Here is a 17,387-nt window from a genome sequence, read left to right as displayed (position 1 = left end):
TTTTTGAAGTGATTCAGAAAATTCAAACGCTGTCAAATATGGCGACGCGACGCACTAGCCTCTGAAAATACTATCACGACTTCAGATTAGCCGCCCTTGGTCCAGACCCGATCGAGCGTAATGGCAGTCCAAATAAAGCGATCTAGCCGAGTTCACGATGCGCCAAGATGTGATAGCAGAGAATCCGATGCCAGCCGACGACCGTTTGAACGCCCTTTATACCTTGCTCCTGTCGCAGACAGACGAGGACGGAATGTGACAGTTACTGTCGGAGTTCGACGGATTCTGTGCCGGTGTTATCGTATGCCCGGAGCTGATCAAACCGAGCGAGTGGCTGCCGCATGTTTGGGGTTCGCATGGGACCCCTGACTTTGAGTCCGAGGAGGCACTCAAGCAGGCGCTTGACCTCATCATGGGGCACTACAATGACGTCGCGCAGTCGCTGATTCCGCCAGAGCTCGAATACGGCCCGGTATTTGAGCACGATACGAGCACGGACGAGACCATTTGGGAGATGTGGGTGTCGGGCTTCGAACGCGCTATGCGCCTCAGGATGCACACCTGGGAGCAGATCGTTGAGAGCGGCGATGACGATGCGGGCGATTCGGTCAACATGATGCTCGCGCTCCATGGTATCGCGGAGGGTGATAGTGACCTACCTGAGAGCTCAATCGAAGACCTGCGAGACAAGGCGCCGGATCTGATCATAGTCATGATCATTTCGCTTAATCGGTGGACCAAGGGGCTAACTCAGTCCGACCTCTTTCCGCCTGAGGACGAGCCGTTCAGATCGTCAATCCCGTTCCACGGAAAGAAAGTGGGAAGGAATGAGGCCTGCTCTTGTGGGTCTGGGCGGAAGTACAAGCGCTGCTGTGGGGCAAACTAAAGAGCGTTTGTCCGCACCCCCCACCGCATCGACGGGTGTCAGCACAAATACGCGCCACTCCTCCTCGGTTCAGGTCCGGTGGTGCGTCATTTTAAATCCTTATATGCCTCGCAAGGAGTTCGTGGATTTGTAGTCGATCGACATCGCAAGGTCGGGTGACCAGAATACCGGGTATCGTACCGATTTTTCGGCGATGCCCAAAGAAAGGATCGAAAAACTCAGCAAGAGGGGCGAACATTTAACTCGAGCGCTGATTGCCGAATATTCGCCCAAACTCGCTTGAAAAACCGATATAGATCTTTGACAGACGGCTACTTTCAGCGCCTTGAGAGCCCAAACACTTTAACCGCCTGTGGGCCGCACCATACTTTGCCGATAGCATTGCCTCGCCCCCATCCGCGTTCGCCACGGGGCAGATTTTAGAGACACTTCCTGTCAGGGATCGACTCCGGCTGGGGGCGGAATCGTATCATAAGCTCTCTTGATCACGATTTTGGCCACTTATATAGCCCAGCGGCTTTCGAGGTCAGTCCTTGAGCTGTCTTGCGACGGCGCTCACCCTGGCTTGACGGGTTACGCAAGTGCATCCTGACAATGGACAACCGCTATTGGCTAAAGCACCAGCAGGCTGACCAGTCCAAAGTATATGAAGAGGCTTGTCACATCTTGTATGATTGTGCAGATCGGTCCGCTTCCCATGGCAGGGTCGGACCCAAGTTTCTGAAAAACCCACGGCAGACCAAAGCCCACGACAGCTGACATCGCACCGCCAGCCAAGACCGACAAACCAACCGCGGTGGCCAGCAGTTGATCGCCAAAAACTCCCAACACAGCGCCAGCAGCCAAAACTCCGAGCGCAGCGCCTATTCCGATGCCGATAACCAGTTCGTCTCGCAGCAAGGGCAGGATTTGCACATCATCTCGTGCCAAACTTCGGACGCTCACTGAAACCGCTTGGGTTCCGATTGCGCCTGCGATGTAAACAAGCGCGGGTACGAAGAACGCCACGGCGACGTTGGCGGCGAGTGCATGCTCGAACCGCACCATCACCACCGTTATCAACGAGGATGCGACCAAGCCAAAGACCAGCCAAGGCAAACGGCGAGAAATGCGGTTCACAATACTGGCGTCCAGCGCTGCACTGGGGCCGTCGTCATGGGGCGTGATCCCAGCGATAAGTTGGAGATCCTCCATGTGCTCTTCACGCAGAATACGAAACAGAGCTTCAGGCGGCACCACGCCGATCAGCCTTTCATTGCCGTCGACGACCGGAACCGCGATCATGTTCAGCCGCATTGCCAGTGCAGCAATCTGTTCTTGATCCGCATCCAACCTCACGGCCTCATGCTCCGGCTCCATGATGTCACCGATCCGGACTTGGCCATCTGCGAAGAGATCATTAATCCGAACGATACCCTGCAAATGCCCGGAGGTATCGGTGACAAACACTGTATCCGCGCATTCAAAAACTGAGCCGCGCAACGCATCAATTACTTGTTCTACTGGCGTATCAATGTGAGCCCTTGGGATGCCCGTAAGCATGTGCTCCGCGGCGGTGTCGCGGATGGCTTCGGGGTTTGGGCGAGTATTGGCCATTTCGCAGCTCCGACTATGGCGCCGTGAAAGAGCAGCGCGAGACTTACCAGAAACGATGTCTTACAAACGCGCAAGGTCACGTCTTGCGGGAAAAGTCATTGGACGGCGAGTTTGCCAAGTTCAGGTTCTATAAATCTGAGACCTTCCAAGGTCTGCCAAGCGGATAAAGCCACTTATGACTGGACCATCCAGACGGCGACTGCGGCCAGCACTACACCAAACATCGTGTTTGGTTTTCGGGTGCTATCAGGGGGCTTAAAATACCCTGTAATTTTGTCACCAATCAATGCCCAGATTGAGAATGCTATCAGGTTGTTGACGGTGAATGCCGTGGTGACCAAAGAAACTGTACACACCCAGCCGGTTTCTGACTGACCGAGAAACAGCGAAATTCGCCGCCGTTCACGCTTCCGTCTATAATCGCTTTCATCAGGAACGCAGCCTCTCAAGTCGGACAATTTTCATGCCTAACCGTGCCGCTCGTCTTGGCGATTGGCGCGGCCATTGCGCGACATGAGGAGCCGCGTCCCTGTCCATTCGGAGACTGGTTCGAATTCGTCGGGGAGCACCACGATCCGTGAGCTGACCGAGCGCAATTCACGGATCGTGGTGTGTCTGGAAGAGCTTGAACGCGAGCAGAATTGCTCTGAATGCCGGTTTGAACTTTTCTACCGTTTCAGTTCCGTAGCCTTTTGATACGCGGCCGAACGAACCCAATTGGCCCGCGCGACATTGGGAAGTGACCCAGCAAGAGCGATGGCTCCCAAACAAGGGTCTGCCATCGACAGGGCGCGTCCCGCAAAATAGGCAAATGCGGGAAATTGGATTGGCCACCGCATTCTATTGTCGCTGGACATCTGGTCCGTAAGGTTCGCGTAAGGTTCGCGTGGTGAAGAAGGCAAAATTAACAGCGCGGACCGATCTCGATGACTTCCAGTTCTTCTATTCGAAAGCCTTTTTCCAGGCTGCGTTCGGCAACACCTGTCTCGCCAGTGGTCTTAACCATGCTGACGATTATTTTCGTCTTTTGCACCTATAATACCACGTTTTGGTCCATCGCAGCGGACGTATTCACGGGCCATCCGCTGTCACTGGCCGGATACATGTCCGCCCTATTTTTTCTGACCCTGTCGGCTTTCAGCTTCCTGGCATTCCCCTGGATTGTGAAGCCATTTCTGGGCTTCATCGTTCTCCTAAGCTCTGTGACATCATATTTTATGGACTCGCTGGGAGTGATCATTGACAGGGATGTGATCCAAAATGCGGCCGTGACTACGTTTACCGAGTCCAAGCATCTGATCACGCTTGGCTTTGTGACACATGTTGTGGTGTTTGGTATCTTGCCTGCAATTGTGCTCCTATCGGTCAAGATAAAGTCGCAAGGCAGGCTTAAGACCTTCGGAGTGCCCGTCCTCACTATATTGCTGAGCCTCAGTCTGTTCGCCGGTTTTTTAGTGGCGGACCTGAAGTCATACGCTTCTATCTTGCGGGAACGAAAAGATTTCATGAGCAGCTTCCAACCGGGGGCTCCCTTGGTCGGCGCGATCCGCTACGTCAAATTGATGTCGCGGACCGCCAATGTGACGGTCGCGCCTGTTGGTCAAGATGCGAAGAAGGGTGCCTCATACGTCATGGGCGGCAAACCGGTTCTTACAATCGTCGTCGCCGGGGAGACGGCGCGCGCGCAGAATTTCAGCCTGAACGGCTATGGTGTGGATACCAACCCCAAGCTGGCAATGCTGCCCATTATCAACTTTTCCGACGTCTCGTCCTGCGGAACGGCAACGGCTGTCTCCTTACCGTGCATGTTCTCAAAGTATGGCCGTGATGATTTTTCCTACGAGAAGGGCGTCTCGAATGAGAATCTCGTCGATGTTTTAGGCTACGCTGGGTTGCATGTTGAATGGTGGGACAACAACACCGGCGACAAGGGTATTTCGGATCGCGCTGTGTCGCTGTCATTTACTCACACGCAGAACGACGAGCTCTGTGCTGTCGGCGAATGCATGGACGGAATATTCATTCAGGCTCTCAAGGAATATGCACAGACGATTACAACAGATACCGTTCTAGTTCTGCACCATATCGGCAGCCATGGGCCGACGTATTACCTGCGATACCCGGAAGAGTTTGAACGCTTCACCCCAGCTTGTCGCACAGCGGAATTCAAAAATTGCACGCCAGAAGAGATCACCAATGCCTATGACAACACCATTGCCTATACCGACGAGATTCTGGCGCAGACGATTGAGTTCCTAAGAGCCGAGGGCCAGCTTACGACCGCGTTGCTTTATGTTTCGGATCATGGTGAGTCTCTTGGAGAGGCTGGTCTCTATCTCCACGGCGCACCATACTTTCTGGCACCTGAATTTCAGATCAAAGTACCGATGATCCTATGGATGTCAGACGGTTTCCAAGACAAGTTTTCAATCTCCAAAGACTGCCTTGCAGACAAGAAAAATGCCTCCCTTTCACACGACAATCTGTTCCACTCGCTGCTTGGCATGCTAGACATTAGAACCAATGTTCATAACGCTGATCTAGACATTTTTGCGACTTGTCGGACCGAGCAAAAGGTTGCCAGTAGATGAAGAAACCGGAGACCCATGTTCAACCGAAGCCCGATCGGATCACAGGAGCTGCCCATATTTTTGCGGCGGCAGGCTACTCCGTCTCAGGCGTCCGCAGGCTATGGCATGAAACAGCATTTCGGCATATCGTTTTTGCGTTGCCTGTTATCGTCGTTTTGTTCGCAGCAATTGGGGCCAGCTTTGCCGACTATTGTATTCTTCTGATCCTGTTCTTTTCACTGGTAGCGGTCGAAGCCCTGAACACCGCGATAGAATGTATCGTTGATCATCTGGCCCCCAACTGGGAAGAATTCGCCCGCGATGCGAAAGACCTGGGATCTCTCGCAACAATGTGCCTGCTAGGCGCAAATGCCGTGTTTATCGTATCGGTTCTTGTGCGAAGCCTGGCTCAAATCTGAAAGATAACTGATGAACATGCTCAAAATCGTTGCGGTTCCAATGCATAGGGAGGGCAGGAAATTCGTTGCAATCTTTGCCGTTGTTACCCTTGGCCTGGCATTGGTTTGGGAGCCGCTCTTCTGGCTCGGCGTCGGTGCAACAATCTGGTGCTACTATTTTTTCCGCGACCCCGTGCGCGTTATTCCCCAGCAGCCGGGCCTCGTTCTATCGCCGGCAGATGGCATTATTTCTCTCATCGAAGACATTATCCCGCCCGAAGACCTTGGGCTTGGCAACAAGCCGTTGCAAAGAGTTTCCGTCTTCATGAATGTCTTTAATTGCCATGTGAACCGCGCACCAATTTCGGGAAAGATCACTCAGGTCATTTATCACCACGGGAAATTCCTGAACGCTTCCCTTGATAAGGCAAGCGAGCACAATGAACGCAACAGCTTGGCCATCGAGGTCAGTGAAGGTGTGCAGATTGGTGTCGTACAGATCGCTGGCCTCGTTGCCCGACGCATTGTTTGCTTTGTGAAGCCAGGGGACACGGTGGACGTCGGCCACCGCTTTGGACTAATCCGTTTTGGCAGCCGTCTGGATGTCTATTTGCCCGTGGGTGTATCTCCACTTGTTGCTGTTGGGCAGACTGCAGTCGCTGGCGAGACAATTTTGGCAGACTTGTCAGACCCGCAACGACAGCGCGCCGGCACACAGGTATGACCCGCAAATCGCACATCAAGTTACGCCACATCGTTCCCAGCATTGTCACGGTGTTTGCAATCTGTGCCGGCATGACCTCGATAAGGATGAGTCTTGATGGCAACCTGGAGATGGGTCTCTACTTGATACTGCTCGCGGTGTTCCTCGATGCTGCTGATGGCAAGCTGGCACGTTTTCTGGACAGCGCCAGCCCGTTTGGTGCGGAACTCGATACACTCGCCGACTTTTTCAATTTTGGTATTGCTCCCGGCGTGTTGATTTACAACACGCTCTATATCGGTACGGAATATGCAAATCTGGGCTGGCTGGCGTCGCTTGTTTTGGGAGTCTGCTGTGCCTTGCGACTGGCACGGTTCAACCTGTCGGTCAAAAGCACCGAAGTGACACTAAAAAAGGAAGACTTTTTTGTGGGTGTCCCTGCACCGGCACTGGCAAGTCTCGCTTTAACGCCGGTTTTCATGGAGCTTTATGGCTGGGAAAATACCGATCTTCCAATTTTGCGAGCAGTTTACATTATCGCCGTAGGGCTTCTCGCTGTCAGTACGATACCAACATTCTCGATCAAACATGCCTCGATCAGACGGTCGCAACTGCCATTCGTCATCGTCGCTGCAGTCGTTTTGATCGTGTGCCTAATGGTCTATACTTGGCCGACGATGATCGCCGTTAATTTTCTCTACCTTGCCTCCATTCCGTTTTCCTTTTTTGCGCAACACAAACTGGCAAAGGAACACACGCACCCAAATGCGCATTCTGTTGATTGAAGATGAAGCCGCTCTTGCACGCCCGCTCATTGAGCATCTCGAAGCGGACTGTCACATCGTTGAATGGTTTGGCACTCTCGATGAAGCTGAAAGCGCGATTCACGTTCTGGAATATGACGTCGTCCTGCTGGACCTCTTCCTTCCCGATGGGGACGGGCTATCCTTTCTCACTTCGATAAGAGGCCAGCGCATCAGCACACCTGTGATAATCCTGACCGCCCGAGATAAAGTTTCGGATCGGATCAAAGGGTTAAACCTTGGGGCGGATGACTATATTCTAAAGCCATTCGATCTTGATGAGGTAAAAGCTCGAATTCACACAGTCTGTCGGCGTAGCGCGGACCAAAAATCCCAGATTATTTTCATTCGCGACCTCAGAATCTCGCTGGCGGAACACAGCGTTTCAAGGGACGATCAGGCCATTCGATTGACTGCCAAGGAATGGGGGATTCTTGAGACGCTGGTGCGCCGGCTATCAAAAATAGTGCCAAGGGAAAACCTGGAAGCGTCAATCTATGCTTACGGTGAGGAGGCCGAAAGCAATGCACTTGAGGCGCACATCAGCAGACTACGAGCAAAGCTAGGAAAAGGTCTGATCATAACGCACCGTGGCATGGGTTACGAGTTGGTAGCATGACCACTCGACGAAAGAGTCTGCTCGGCGCAATCCTCAAATCTCTTATTATTCCCGGCACCATCGCAATCTTGGCCGGTGTCTTCGTTGTCTACAGCCTAATGAAAAACGAATATGATGAGATTCTGGACATCGGCCTGACGAGCAAGGCCAATTTACTTCTCAAAATCGTGGAAACGGCGGCAGAAGCAAACAGCGCACCCAACACTTTAGACCTCTCGGCACTTCTTTCTTTTGAAGAAGAGGCAATCGGTCAAGACGAGCGTACGATCTATTGGCTTCTCGATGCCTCAGGCAATGTTATGGACCGGTCGCCACTTGCGGAGGCAGAGTTGATGCCAGAGCCCTCACAAGTGGGTCTGAGTACACTGAATGGCTACAGGATTGTAGTGCTGAGAGCCGATCACGACCTCGGGATGACTGTCATAGTCGCGGAACCCATGCACGAGCGCAACGAAGCCATTCGTGATGTTGTGCTGGGCGTTCTCGTTGGCTTTTTACTTTTGGGGCTGCTCTTTGCCGCTGCTGCATTCTTTGCCGTTCGGCGGTCAGTCCACATAATCGCAGCTCTCAGCGATAACATTGCCGACAAGAACGAGCATAATCTGTCCTCGATTGATCGTAACAACTCCTTTGCTGAATTTGAGCCCGCAATCGAAACGCTCGACAAGCTATTGCAGCGTCTCGACACTGCGCTTGAAGCCGAGCGTGCGTTTGCAACCAATGCGGCGCACGAACTGCGCACTCCGGTCGCTATCTGCCTTGCACAGGTACAGCGCCTTAAAGCGATGTCGCATGATCCTGCAACGTCGAACAATGTCCATGAAATCGAGTTGGGCCTCAAGCGCCTGGTGCGACTGGTAGAGCGACTGCTGCAAATGTCTCGTGCTCAGTCAGGTTTAGGAAGCATAGCGATCGAGACAGATAGCAATCAAGTGATTTCCTTGATGCTCAGAGAACTTCGCAATCGTGAACCCTCAGACAAAAAGCTCGTTTTGCAATATCCGACTGGCACTTGGCCAAGCCATGTTGATCCAGATGCTTTGGGGATCATCCTGAACAACCTTTTTGACAATATGCTGAAATACGCCTCGGGCGAATGGCCGAGTATGGTCGATGCCAGTCGGCCAGGTCGGGTAGTGATTTCAAATGATTGCGACCCTCTCGGGCCACATGACCTCGAATAAATCAAAAGACGCTTCGTGCGCAAAGCTTCGATATCCGCTGGATATGGTCTGGGACTGTCGATTGTTGAGGACCTGTGCAATCAGGCCGGATGCCAGTTCGAAATCTTTTCACCGCAATCAGAGAAATCGCGGGGTTTCACCGCAGTCCTGACTATTCCGTCGAAAAATAGGTAGATTTGGTTTAGAACTATTCACCTGCGTTTACAGCTCCTGCAATTCTTGGACCGCTTTGGGATTATTCTGCCGTCCCACATACCCGACAAGTGGTAATCCCCCATTTATGGAGGCTTTCGTAACTGGAACTAAGCAGCCATTTGGTGCTGGTTCAGTTTCATCGCGGGGGTAAACCCGCCGCAGCCGACCTTCTGCGACTCGGATGGCAATGAGGTGCTATTTCACGATCTGCGGTTTCCGTTTGCAGCAGGCGTGACACAAAAGGAAGTCGCTCCTTGCCTGAACGGGGCCAAAAATTTTCTTCCCGAGGGGCCGCGTTTCTGGAACTGGCTTGCTTTGCGCCGAACCCTCCGGCGCAAACAGGCGAGCGGCATTATGCTAGACTCACAGATGACAGGCAGCACGGTGCTGGGTTCTCTCGAACTGAAGGGCAAGTCCCTGCTGGTCACAGTAAATTCGGTTGCACGCGCGGCTAAGGTGGAAGCATTGGTGACCGCGGCCGCGGGCGAGCGCCTGAAGCGATCATTAACTACGATCCGCACTGTCGAACAGATGATGGCCGAAGAGCGCCCGGAGCTGCCGCGGGAGGGCGCTGACGAAATTCCATCTCAGTTCCCCCGGCAGATTACTCAAGACTATATGGACAAGCACTATCGCGAGACGCGCCGGTGGCCGCGTTGGGTGGCAAGTCGCCTCGCCAAGCGGTGCGCAGCGCGGTTGGTCGTAAGAAGGTGTTTGAGTGGCTAAAGCTCTTCGAGGACCGGAGCGCCCGACATGATGATTCCGGTATCGGCGAGTATGACTTCGGCTGGATGTGGACTGAACTCGGGCTGCAGGATCACAGGTCCTAGGACGCAGGCTAAAACGCTGCACAGTTGAGAAAACCGCTATGGTAGCGAAATGCTGCTTTTGGTTGTTCCGAATAGTTTGAGCAAAAGGTGCTCGGCTTTGCGCAGGCCTTCGTCCGTCAGGACGACAGAATGAGCTTTTCCGACTGGGTTGGAGATCAGTCCCTTTGAATGCAAGCGTCCCATTGCATCCCAATCGAAACCTTTCCAAGCTCGGTTTTCGGCATGGAGCGATAGGCTAAGCAAAGCCAATACAGCGTCGTCGATTTTACCTTCATCGAGATCCATCTCGCCAAAAAAGAGCAGCAAAACCACTTTGTCAACGTTTTGGAAAATGGCGCATCCCGCATGCTAAGGACCAAACGCACAAAAGACTGCTTCTGGCGGCAAGCGGCGGGATACGCTTTGCGAGATCGACGAGGTCCAACTCAACCGCTCACATTTTGCAGATGCAAGAGGTTCTGCGCGCCGGGACTTCGCATGATTGGACGACAAATGCCGAGATCGCATAGGGCGTTGTCACATTAACTCGACGGTCAGTTCAACGATGGGCAATTGCCGTTGAATGGGCAGAATATCCTAGGCACGCCACCGATTTCCATCTTCAATACTCCAACGGCCCGTCTGGCTCTGCTTTCGCTTTCCGCTGAGCTTTCGAGACGCCAGGCACATGCTTGACGAACGTGGCATTGGGGTCAGCTATGAAACGATCCATCGATGGGTTTTGCTGTTTGGACCGGCGATCACAACCAGGGTGCGATCCTGCAGGATGCGACCTTTGGGAGTCTAGCATCTTGAGGAGGTCTTCGTTCGCATTGATGGCAAGCGGACGTGCCTTTGGCGCGCTTTTGACGATGAAGGCGAGGTTCTTGAGGTGCTGGCGCGGTCGCGTCGAAACATGCGTGCAGCGCTTAAACGTATGCGGAAACTATTGAAGAAACAGAGCTACATTCCTGAAGATATTATCACGGATCAGCTGGGCTCATATTCAGCCGCCCTTCGGGACCTTGGTTTGGCTCACCCTCATGTTACCGGTAATCGACTGAACAATCGGACGGAAGGTTCGCATCCATTGCCCGGCAGTGGTTTGTTTGCAAAACTATGGGAGGGGGCCATCGCAATGACAAGAACGCCGAATGGGACGGTTCAAATCACCCGGATCAATACAGCGATTTCTGTCTGTTCACCACGCCATCTACACCCATTTCAATCTGCAACACCATCTGATCTCCCGCCGAACTCTCCATCAAACCCGCGCCATAGCACTCACTGAATGCTTCAAGATTGTGGCTGCGTGATCTTGGGGAGCGTCGGCATATTCGGTTCATCTGAGTTAACGTGACAAAGCGTTCGATGCGGCAAAAAGGGCAGCTTCACTGTCCCTGCAAAGACTGGGTCGCCTCCGTCTCACAGCACCCCTTAGAGTTCCCGCGGGAAATTTTAAATCACTGGATCGACGCCTAGTGTGCGCGCCAATTCGGTAAAACTGGCCGCAGTCAACGGATCAAGCACGATGCCGTTTTCGCGACGCTCAAGCGCCACGGCCCATTCGCGATCACCCGGCGCCATCACCTTTCTCCCGGGCCGGGAAGGAGAAGCGCGCAAAAGCTCCAGATACCGCGTTACTCCAGCCTGCACAATTTCAGCCCCGGCAAAAGCGCCGGGGTCAAGCGCGATAGCAAACGCCCCCATGCCGCGCGGCGTGCTGAAATCGGGCCCGCCCATGGCGGCGATGTCGGGCGATAGTTTCATCCCTGTCAGTACGGCCGAAAAAAGTTCTGCTACACCGCCCAGGCCCGCCCCCTTAAACCCGAACATGCTCCCCAAAGGCGCGAGCATATCCGCCACATGCGGATCTGTCGTGTCGGCGCCTGCGCTATTGGATGCCACACCTTCGGGCAATTGGGTGCCGGTGGAGCGGTACAGTTCCACCCGGTTATAAGGCACCGCACTGGTCGCCATATCTAAAAGCCAGGGGTTGCCCAGGGTAGGACAAGCGATGGACAAAGGGTTCGTGCCGTGAAAACGCTCGGCCCCGTCGTGCAGGCGTACGAAACTGTCACTGTTGCAGGTGACCAGGGCCAACATACCCCGCTGTGCCGCGCGCATCGCATAGGCGCCAGCCGGTCCAAAATGTGATGAATCTGTGATGCCCACGGCACCTACCCCCGCCTCGGCCGCCAAATCGCAGGCGTGATCTATCGCGGCATAGGTGGCGCGCGCGCCCTGGGCATTGTCACCGTGCAACATGCCGGAACCGGCCCGCGTGCGGGTGAATTGCAACCGCGGTGTCTTGTTCAACCGCCCCCCTTGCAGCGCCTTGGCGTAATGGCCCAAAAGGCGCACCCCGTGGCTGTCGACCCCGTGAATCGACCCATGCATCATCGATCTGGTACAATCGCGGGCAGTTTCGGTATCCGCTCCGACGCCGGTTAAAACGCCACGGCAGAATGTGGCCAAATCGTTGGCCTGAACAGGTTTCGTCATGTCTTTCCTAACGGTAGAGTAGGGTGGGCAGCCATATGGTGATGATCAGCACAGCCTGAGTGGTCAAACTTCAGTGTTAGTGCATGAGTGGCCTGGTTTCCATCGGGACGATGGATTCCGGAGACGGCACGTGATAGCCCAATTCACCGCGAGGTCGCTTGGTATTGTAGTGTTTCGAAACTATCGAAAGTACTTCGTCAGTTCTGTCGACGTTTGTCGGCAATCCAACGTCCATACATGATAATCTTCGTGTCCTACCCACAAATTGGAAAGTCATCGCCTTGCGGTGATTTTACGTTCGATTTCCGCTTTCGCTTCGCACTGTGGAAAATCTGCTGCACGGGCGCGGTATCGACATTAGCCACGAGACGGCCCGTTTTGATGGAATATAATTGACCCGGTTTTTGCGGTAGAGATCCGTAGAACTTGGGTCAGTCGAATGCGCGCGTACACTATCTGTGGCGGGCGGTAGATTACGAGGACTAGACTGGTTCGCATTCGTCTGACAGCACCGCCAGGACTTTTGCGAACTTTCATAAAGACGGAAACATTCGGCTCAGTCTGCAGGCTATCTAACCGCGAACGCCCACATAGATCGCATACAGAGATTTCGTGGCCGTGATAAATAAACGGTTTCGTTTGGGGCCGCCAAAGCACAGATTTGCAACCACCTCGGGCACTGGAATTTCGCCCAAAAGCGTGCCGCTGTAGTCATAGCAGCTAACGCCGCGCCCAGTGCTGGTCCATAGATTGTCTTGCGTATCGACGCGAAATCCGTCGGATAGGCCATGCTCGATCTCGGCAAAGACGGCGCCGCCTTGCAGGCGGTTATCCGAGACATCGAAGACCCGAATATGGTGCGATCCGTTTGGGTCATGGCTTAGACCTGTGTCGGATATATAAAGACGGCTTTCATCGCGGGAAAAGGCTAACCCGTTGGGTTTGTCGAAATCCCTCGCAACGGGCACTGGTTCACCGTCTCCATCCGGATCGACGCGATACACAAAACATCCTGCTTGTTCTTGATCGGCCATCTTACCTTCGTAATCGCTTAGAATTCCGTAGGGAGGATCGGTAAACCAGATTGATCCGTCCGACTTGACCACTACGTCGTTGGGAGAGTTGAGCCGCTTGCCGTCGTGCCGATCGGCAATCACGGTCACCGACCCGTCGTGCTCGCGCCGTGTCACGCGACGGGTCAGATGTTCGCAGGAAATGAGCCGCCCGTTTTGATCGACCGTGTGGCCATTGCAATTGTTGGCGTCCTTGTCGAAAACGCGGACGCCCATGCCCTCGGCCCATTGGTAGACTTTGTTGTTGGGAATGTCAGACCAAAGCAGATACTCACCCTGGGCAAAATATGCTGGGCCTTCGGTCCAAAGCATTCCATCAGCAAGCCTTTCCAATTCTGCGTTTGGCAAGATCATGTTGCGAAATCTTGGATCATAGACAATTGGAGCTTCAGGCATCTTAATTCTCTGATTGTTGTTTTGAGACGCTAACGTGGCGGGGCAGGGAAAAACAGTGTCCGATGGCATTCTTTACAGTCGGTTCGGCGCAGCCTGATATGCGGTGATCCGCAGGTCTTTGTGCACGAACATGCATTTCACAACCCAATGCCAAGCTTGGCGCAAGAGACGCAATACCCTAGATTTCCTGTGGGAGGTGACCGAATGGACGATTGTGACGACATCAAACTTGAGCATTATCTGGCAATTTCGCGTGCTATCGGCGGAGAACTTGACTTCCAGAAGGTTCTGAATCGGATCGCTGGGGCAGTGAAGTCGAAGCTGATTGACTATGACCACATGGATGTGGCCGTCGTCCTGCCGAGTGACAAGTCCATGCATGTTGCCATCGAAACCGGTGTTAAGACCATCTGGGGCATAGATGGAAAAAAGCAGGAAAACGCCCTTTCCCCCATTCGTCAAATTCTGAGTGGCGAGGTGGACTTGCAGACAACCAATGACGCATGGGAAGACGCCAGGTTTCATTTCGATGGTGCAATTGATGCACCTATCTTTGAGGCCAACTTGCGTAGCCGGATACATGTTTCGTTGAATGTTCATGGCGAGTTATTGGGTGCACTTAACATCTCGGCGCACATGAAAAATGCGTACGGTGATCGTGAAGTTGAGATTGCCAGAAATATTGCGGATCTAATTTCACCCTACATTTACGCGCTCATAAAGGGCGAGCAGGCGCAGGCGTCGGCTTCGGCCGAAGGCGCCGCACGTGGTCGAGAGCAATCATTGCGGATCGGGGCGCAGAAACTTACAGATGCGATGGAGGCTGAACGTCAACGGCTGGGTATGGAACTACACGATCAGACGCTTGCCGATCTGTCCTCGATTTATCGACGGGTAAAACGGTTGGCGGACGATGTGCGACCTGAAGTACGCGAACTGCACAATCTGTCCGACACGATTTCGCGCTGCACCACGGAACTGCGCGGGATTATCGAAAATGCCAAACCTGGAGTTCTTGACCTGTTCGGGCTAACACAGGCGATTGAGGCACAACTTAAACGCTCGACCCAAGGCGTGGATCGCGAGATATCGACGTCTGTTGTCGACACAACGAGTGATGTGTTGGATCACGGCGCTTATCGCATCAGGTTGGCGGTTTTTCGAATTATCCAAGAGGCCGTTACGAATGCGGTCAAGCATTCAGGCTGTACGGCGATCAGCGTTCGCCTGTCGCAAACTTCCGACCATATTCGGATCGAAGTTGCCAACGATGGGAGCAAGCCGACTGAAGGTTGGAGGCGTTCAACCGGAGGCGTGAATAACATACGTGTGCGCGCTGCGTTGATCGGAGCGGAAGTCTCGTTTGAGCGAGGCGACGGCAGTAAAACCATCTTGAGTGTTCCTTTGGATGTGTTGAACAGCCAGATTTCCGACGAGGAATTCAGCGGTGTGCCGTCTGCTGTGTTCCGCCGTGCTGTTGCGGTCCCAGAAAGCGAGTTGCCCCGGTTGGAGAACACGGAATGAACATCTTAATTGCCGAGGACGACCCGTTCCATCGCTCGTTTCTGTCCAACACTGTGCGGAATGCATTGCCCAGTTGCGAGACCCTTTACGAAGCGGTGGATGGAAAGGAAGCAATTGATATCGTTTTAAAAAAGGAAATAGACGGCGTTGTGATGGATTTGCAAATGCCAGTTTTCAGCGGCATCGCGGCGGCCTCGACCATTTGGGCCAAGCGGCCCGATATGCGGATATTGTTTTGGTCGAACTATTCCGACGAAGCCTACGTTCGAGGGATTTCCAGAATTGTGCCGAAAGAGGCAGTTTATGGATATCTGCTCAAGACTGCGTCTGAGCATCGTCTTGGTCTAGCGGTGCTGGGCGTGTTTCAGGAAGATCAGTGTATTATCGACCGTGAAATCAGGGGCGTCCAGCAACGCACAGAAGATATCCACGAAGGTTTGTCCAACACCGAATTCGAGGTTTTGATGGATATCGCTCTGGGTATGACGGACAAATCGATTGCCGCACGACGCGGGATTTCCACCCGCTCCGTTCAAAGTCGGCTGAAGCAACTTTACGAGAAGCTAGGTATCGAGCACGTAGCGAGCCAGGACAACATTGGGCCAGCGTTCAATTCCAGGACGCGCTCTGTCGCAATCGCTCTTTCACGTGGATTGTTGAATCTTGAAGGCATGTCGATTGCCGAGGGTCAGTTGAAGCTGTGGTTGAGCGAAAACGATGAACATCGTCCGAATTGAGTGTGGCTTTTGCGGATACCCGCACTGTCTGTTGTTGAGACACGCAGTCGATCCCTCGCAGGCGCTGGTTCCGACAAGTTAACAAATCCATAGATTGTTCTGGAAGAGCTGAAAAAAGCTTCTCCGTTTTGGACAAACGAAGTGGTCGTCGCTAAAATAAGACGATGAATTTTGCATTGGGAGGAAGACATGAAACTTTCGACACTCGGGCTATTGTGCCTGTCGGCTGCAGTGGGAACACTTGCAACTTCTGTTACAGCCGTGGCCGATACATCAGACAAAAAAATCGCATTATCAAACAATTATGCGGGTAATTCCTGGCGGCAGGCGATGCTCACAAGTTGGGAAAAGAATGCCAGCGCCGCTGTTGCGGATGGCACAGTCGCCGCAGCCGACGCGTTTACGACGGCCGAAAATCAGGTGACCGAACAGGCGGCGCAAATTCAGAATCTGATTTTGCAAGGCTATGATGCCATCGTGATAAATGCAGCGTCACCCGAAGCTCTGAATGGTGCCGTGAAGGAGGCATGCGACGCTGGTGTCGTTGTGGTGTCTTTCGACGGTATTGTGACGGAGCCGTGCGCCTATCGTATTGCGGTCGACTTCCACAACATGGGTAAGGTTCAGGTTGAATACCTGGCCAGTCGCCTGGCAGACGGAGGCGATTTACTTGAAATCCGGGGTTTGGCGGGCGTTTTCGTTGATGATGAGATTTCGGGAGGCATCCATGAGGGTGTGGCTGAGAATGCGCAGTTCAAAATCCAGGGATCAGTTCACGGGGATTGGGCTCAGGATGTGTCCCAGCGGGCTGTCGCGGGTATTTTGCCAAGCCTGCCCGAGATCAAGGGCGTCGTAACCCAAGGTGGTGACGGGTATGGTGCTGCGCAGGCGTTTAAAGCTGCAGGGCGTCCGACACCAATTATCGTGATGGGCAACCGCCATGACGAACTGACCTGGTGGAAAGAGCAGAAAGACGCAAACGGGTACGAGACAATGTCTGTTTCTATCGCGCCCGGCGTCTCGACCCTTGCTTTCTGGGTGGCTCAGCAAGTGCTGGACGGTGCGACTGTTCCGCAGGACTTGTCGGTTCCGTTCCTGACAATTTCACAAGATACGCTCGAAGAAAATCTGGCGAACACCCAAGTTGGCGGTGTCGCCAATGTCGAGTATTCTTTGGAAGATTCACTCGCGGTCATTTCAGACAACTGATCGTCCCGGTGCAGCGAGTTGCATGGCGTTTTAAAGAGAGTCCAAAACATGCAAAGCGCGGCACCACTGGTAAAAATGAGCGGCGTCGAAAAGAATTTCGGCGCTGCTCGCGCGCTCACTGGAGTCGATTTTGAGGTTAATCGCGGCTCTTGCGTGGGCCTGGTAGGCCATAACGGTGCC

The 17,387-nt window shown here is 53.5% G+C and carries 15 protein-coding genes and 2 pseudogenes; 13 read left to right on the top strand and 4 right to left on the bottom strand.

Features of this window, described 5'->3' with window-relative positions; translation table 11 throughout:
- The first annotated feature begins 265 nt into the window (after window positions 1–265).
- The gene (locus tag AC221Y_RS09285; protein ID WP_486707212.1) at window positions 266–886 is read left to right on the top strand and encodes a UPF0149 family protein; all 621 of its coding nucleotides are present in this window, start codon (window positions 266–268) and stop codon (window positions 884–886) included.
- A gap of 612 nt (window positions 887–1,498) precedes the next feature.
- Here the strand turns inward: AC221Y_RS09285 and AC221Y_RS09280 are convergent.
- Window positions 1,499–2,482: a magnesium transporter gene (locus AC221Y_RS09280; protein ID WP_299750892.1), complete on the bottom strand. Its 984-nt coding sequence runs from the start codon at window positions 2,480–2,482 to the stop codon at window positions 1,499–1,501.
- A 926-nt stretch (window positions 2,483–3,408) separates the two neighbouring features.
- Between AC221Y_RS09280 and AC221Y_RS09275 the strand changes: the two genes are divergently transcribed.
- From AC221Y_RS09275 to AC221Y_RS09245, 7 genes are all read left to right on the top strand, one after another.
- A complete protein-coding gene (locus AC221Y_RS09275) occupies window positions 3,409–5,073 on the top strand; it encodes a phosphoethanolamine transferase (RefSeq protein ID WP_299750895.1) in 1,665 nt (554 codons plus the stop codon).
- Window positions 5,070–5,471, top strand: coding sequence for a diacylglycerol kinase (locus AC221Y_RS09270; protein ID WP_299750898.1), 402 nt, complete (start codon window positions 5,070–5,072; stop codon window positions 5,469–5,471). Before AC221Y_RS09275 ends, AC221Y_RS09270 begins: the two co-directional genes overlap by 4 nt.
- Before the next feature lie 10 nt (window positions 5,472–5,481).
- On the top strand, window positions 5,482–6,174 hold the full coding sequence (locus AC221Y_RS09265; protein ID WP_299750901.1) for a phosphatidylserine decarboxylase: 693 nt from the start codon (window positions 5,482–5,484) through the stop codon (window positions 6,172–6,174).
- Window positions 6,171–6,938, top strand: coding sequence for a CDP-alcohol phosphatidyltransferase family protein (locus AC221Y_RS09260; protein ID WP_299750904.1), 768 nt, complete (start codon window positions 6,171–6,173; stop codon window positions 6,936–6,938). Before AC221Y_RS09265 ends, AC221Y_RS09260 begins: the two co-directional genes overlap by 4 nt.
- Window positions 6,919–7,575 carry a response regulator gene (locus AC221Y_RS09255; RefSeq protein WP_299750907.1) on the top strand — a complete coding sequence of 219 codons (657 nt, stop codon included), beginning with the start codon at window positions 6,919–6,921 and terminating at the stop codon, window positions 7,573–7,575. Before AC221Y_RS09260 ends, AC221Y_RS09255 begins: the two co-directional genes overlap by 20 nt.
- Complete coding sequence (locus AC221Y_RS09250) at window positions 7,572–8,759, top strand: sensor histidine kinase (protein WP_486707211.1); 1,188 nt, start codon at window positions 7,572–7,574, stop codon at window positions 8,757–8,759. Before AC221Y_RS09255 ends, AC221Y_RS09250 begins: the two co-directional genes overlap by 4 nt.
- Window positions 8,760–9,308: 549 nt before the next feature.
- Window positions 9,309–9,680, top strand: a complete 372-nt coding sequence (locus tag AC221Y_RS09245; RefSeq protein ID WP_299750914.1) for a hypothetical protein — start codon at window positions 9,309–9,311, stop codon at window positions 9,678–9,680.
- 140 nt (window positions 9,681–9,820) lie between these two features.
- Here the strand turns inward: AC221Y_RS09245 and AC221Y_RS09240 are convergent, their stop codons facing one another.
- Window positions 9,821–10,090 carry a DUF6429 family protein gene (locus AC221Y_RS09240; RefSeq protein ID WP_299750917.1) on the bottom strand — a complete coding sequence of 90 codons (270 nt, stop codon included), beginning with the start codon at window positions 10,088–10,090 and terminating at the stop codon, window positions 9,821–9,823.
- A 493-nt stretch (window positions 10,091–10,583) separates the two neighbouring features.
- On the opposite strand from AC221Y_RS09240, the pseudogene AC221Y_RS09235 reads away from it, so the two are divergent.
- Window positions 10,584–11,054, top strand: a pseudogene (locus AC221Y_RS09235) (DDE-type integrase/transposase/recombinase); the annotation flags it as partial.
- A 167-nt stretch (window positions 11,055–11,221) separates the two neighbouring features.
- Here the strand turns inward: AC221Y_RS09235 and AC221Y_RS09230 are convergent.
- On the bottom strand, window positions 11,222–12,268 hold the full coding sequence (locus tag AC221Y_RS09230) for an Ldh family oxidoreductase (protein ID WP_486707210.1): 1,047 nt from the start codon (window positions 12,266–12,268) through the stop codon (window positions 11,222–11,224).
- Between the two features lie 293 nt (window positions 12,269–12,561).
- Between AC221Y_RS09230 and AC221Y_RS09225 the strand changes: the two are divergent.
- Window positions 12,562–12,722 (top strand): annotated as a pseudogene (locus tag AC221Y_RS09225) (IS6 family transposase); the annotation flags it as partial.
- 118 nt (window positions 12,723–12,840) lie between these two features.
- On the opposite strand, the gene AC221Y_RS09220 reads toward AC221Y_RS09225, so the two are convergent.
- On the bottom strand, window positions 12,841–13,737 hold the full coding sequence (locus AC221Y_RS09220; protein ID WP_299750923.1) for an SMP-30/gluconolactonase/LRE family protein: 897 nt from the start codon (window positions 13,735–13,737) through the stop codon (window positions 12,841–12,843).
- A 204-nt stretch (window positions 13,738–13,941) separates the two neighbouring features.
- Between AC221Y_RS09220 and AC221Y_RS09215 the strand changes: the two genes are divergently transcribed.
- From AC221Y_RS09215 to AC221Y_RS09205, 3 genes are all read left to right on the top strand, one after another.
- Complete coding sequence (locus tag AC221Y_RS09215; protein WP_299750926.1) at window positions 13,942–15,261, top strand: GAF domain-containing sensor histidine kinase; 1,320 nt, start codon at window positions 13,942–13,944, stop codon at window positions 15,259–15,261.
- Window positions 15,258–15,998 (top strand): response regulator transcription factor, encoded by a 741-nt coding sequence (locus tag AC221Y_RS09210; protein WP_299750930.1) that lies wholly within the window; start codon window positions 15,258–15,260, stop codon window positions 15,996–15,998. The genes AC221Y_RS09215 and AC221Y_RS09210 overlap by 4 nt, the downstream gene beginning before the upstream one ends.
- Window positions 15,999–16,187: 189 nt before the next feature.
- The gene (locus AC221Y_RS09205; protein ID WP_299750933.1) at window positions 16,188–17,207 is read left to right on the top strand and encodes an ABC transporter substrate-binding protein; all 1,020 of its coding nucleotides are present in this window, start codon (window positions 16,188–16,190) and stop codon (window positions 17,205–17,207) included.
- Window positions 17,208–17,387 lie beyond the last annotated feature (180 nt).

Source organism: Boseongicola sp., from assembly GCF_057460485.1.
The sequence above is the reverse complement of the archived record's forward strand: the minus strand, read 5'-3'. Positions and strand labels throughout refer to the sequence as shown.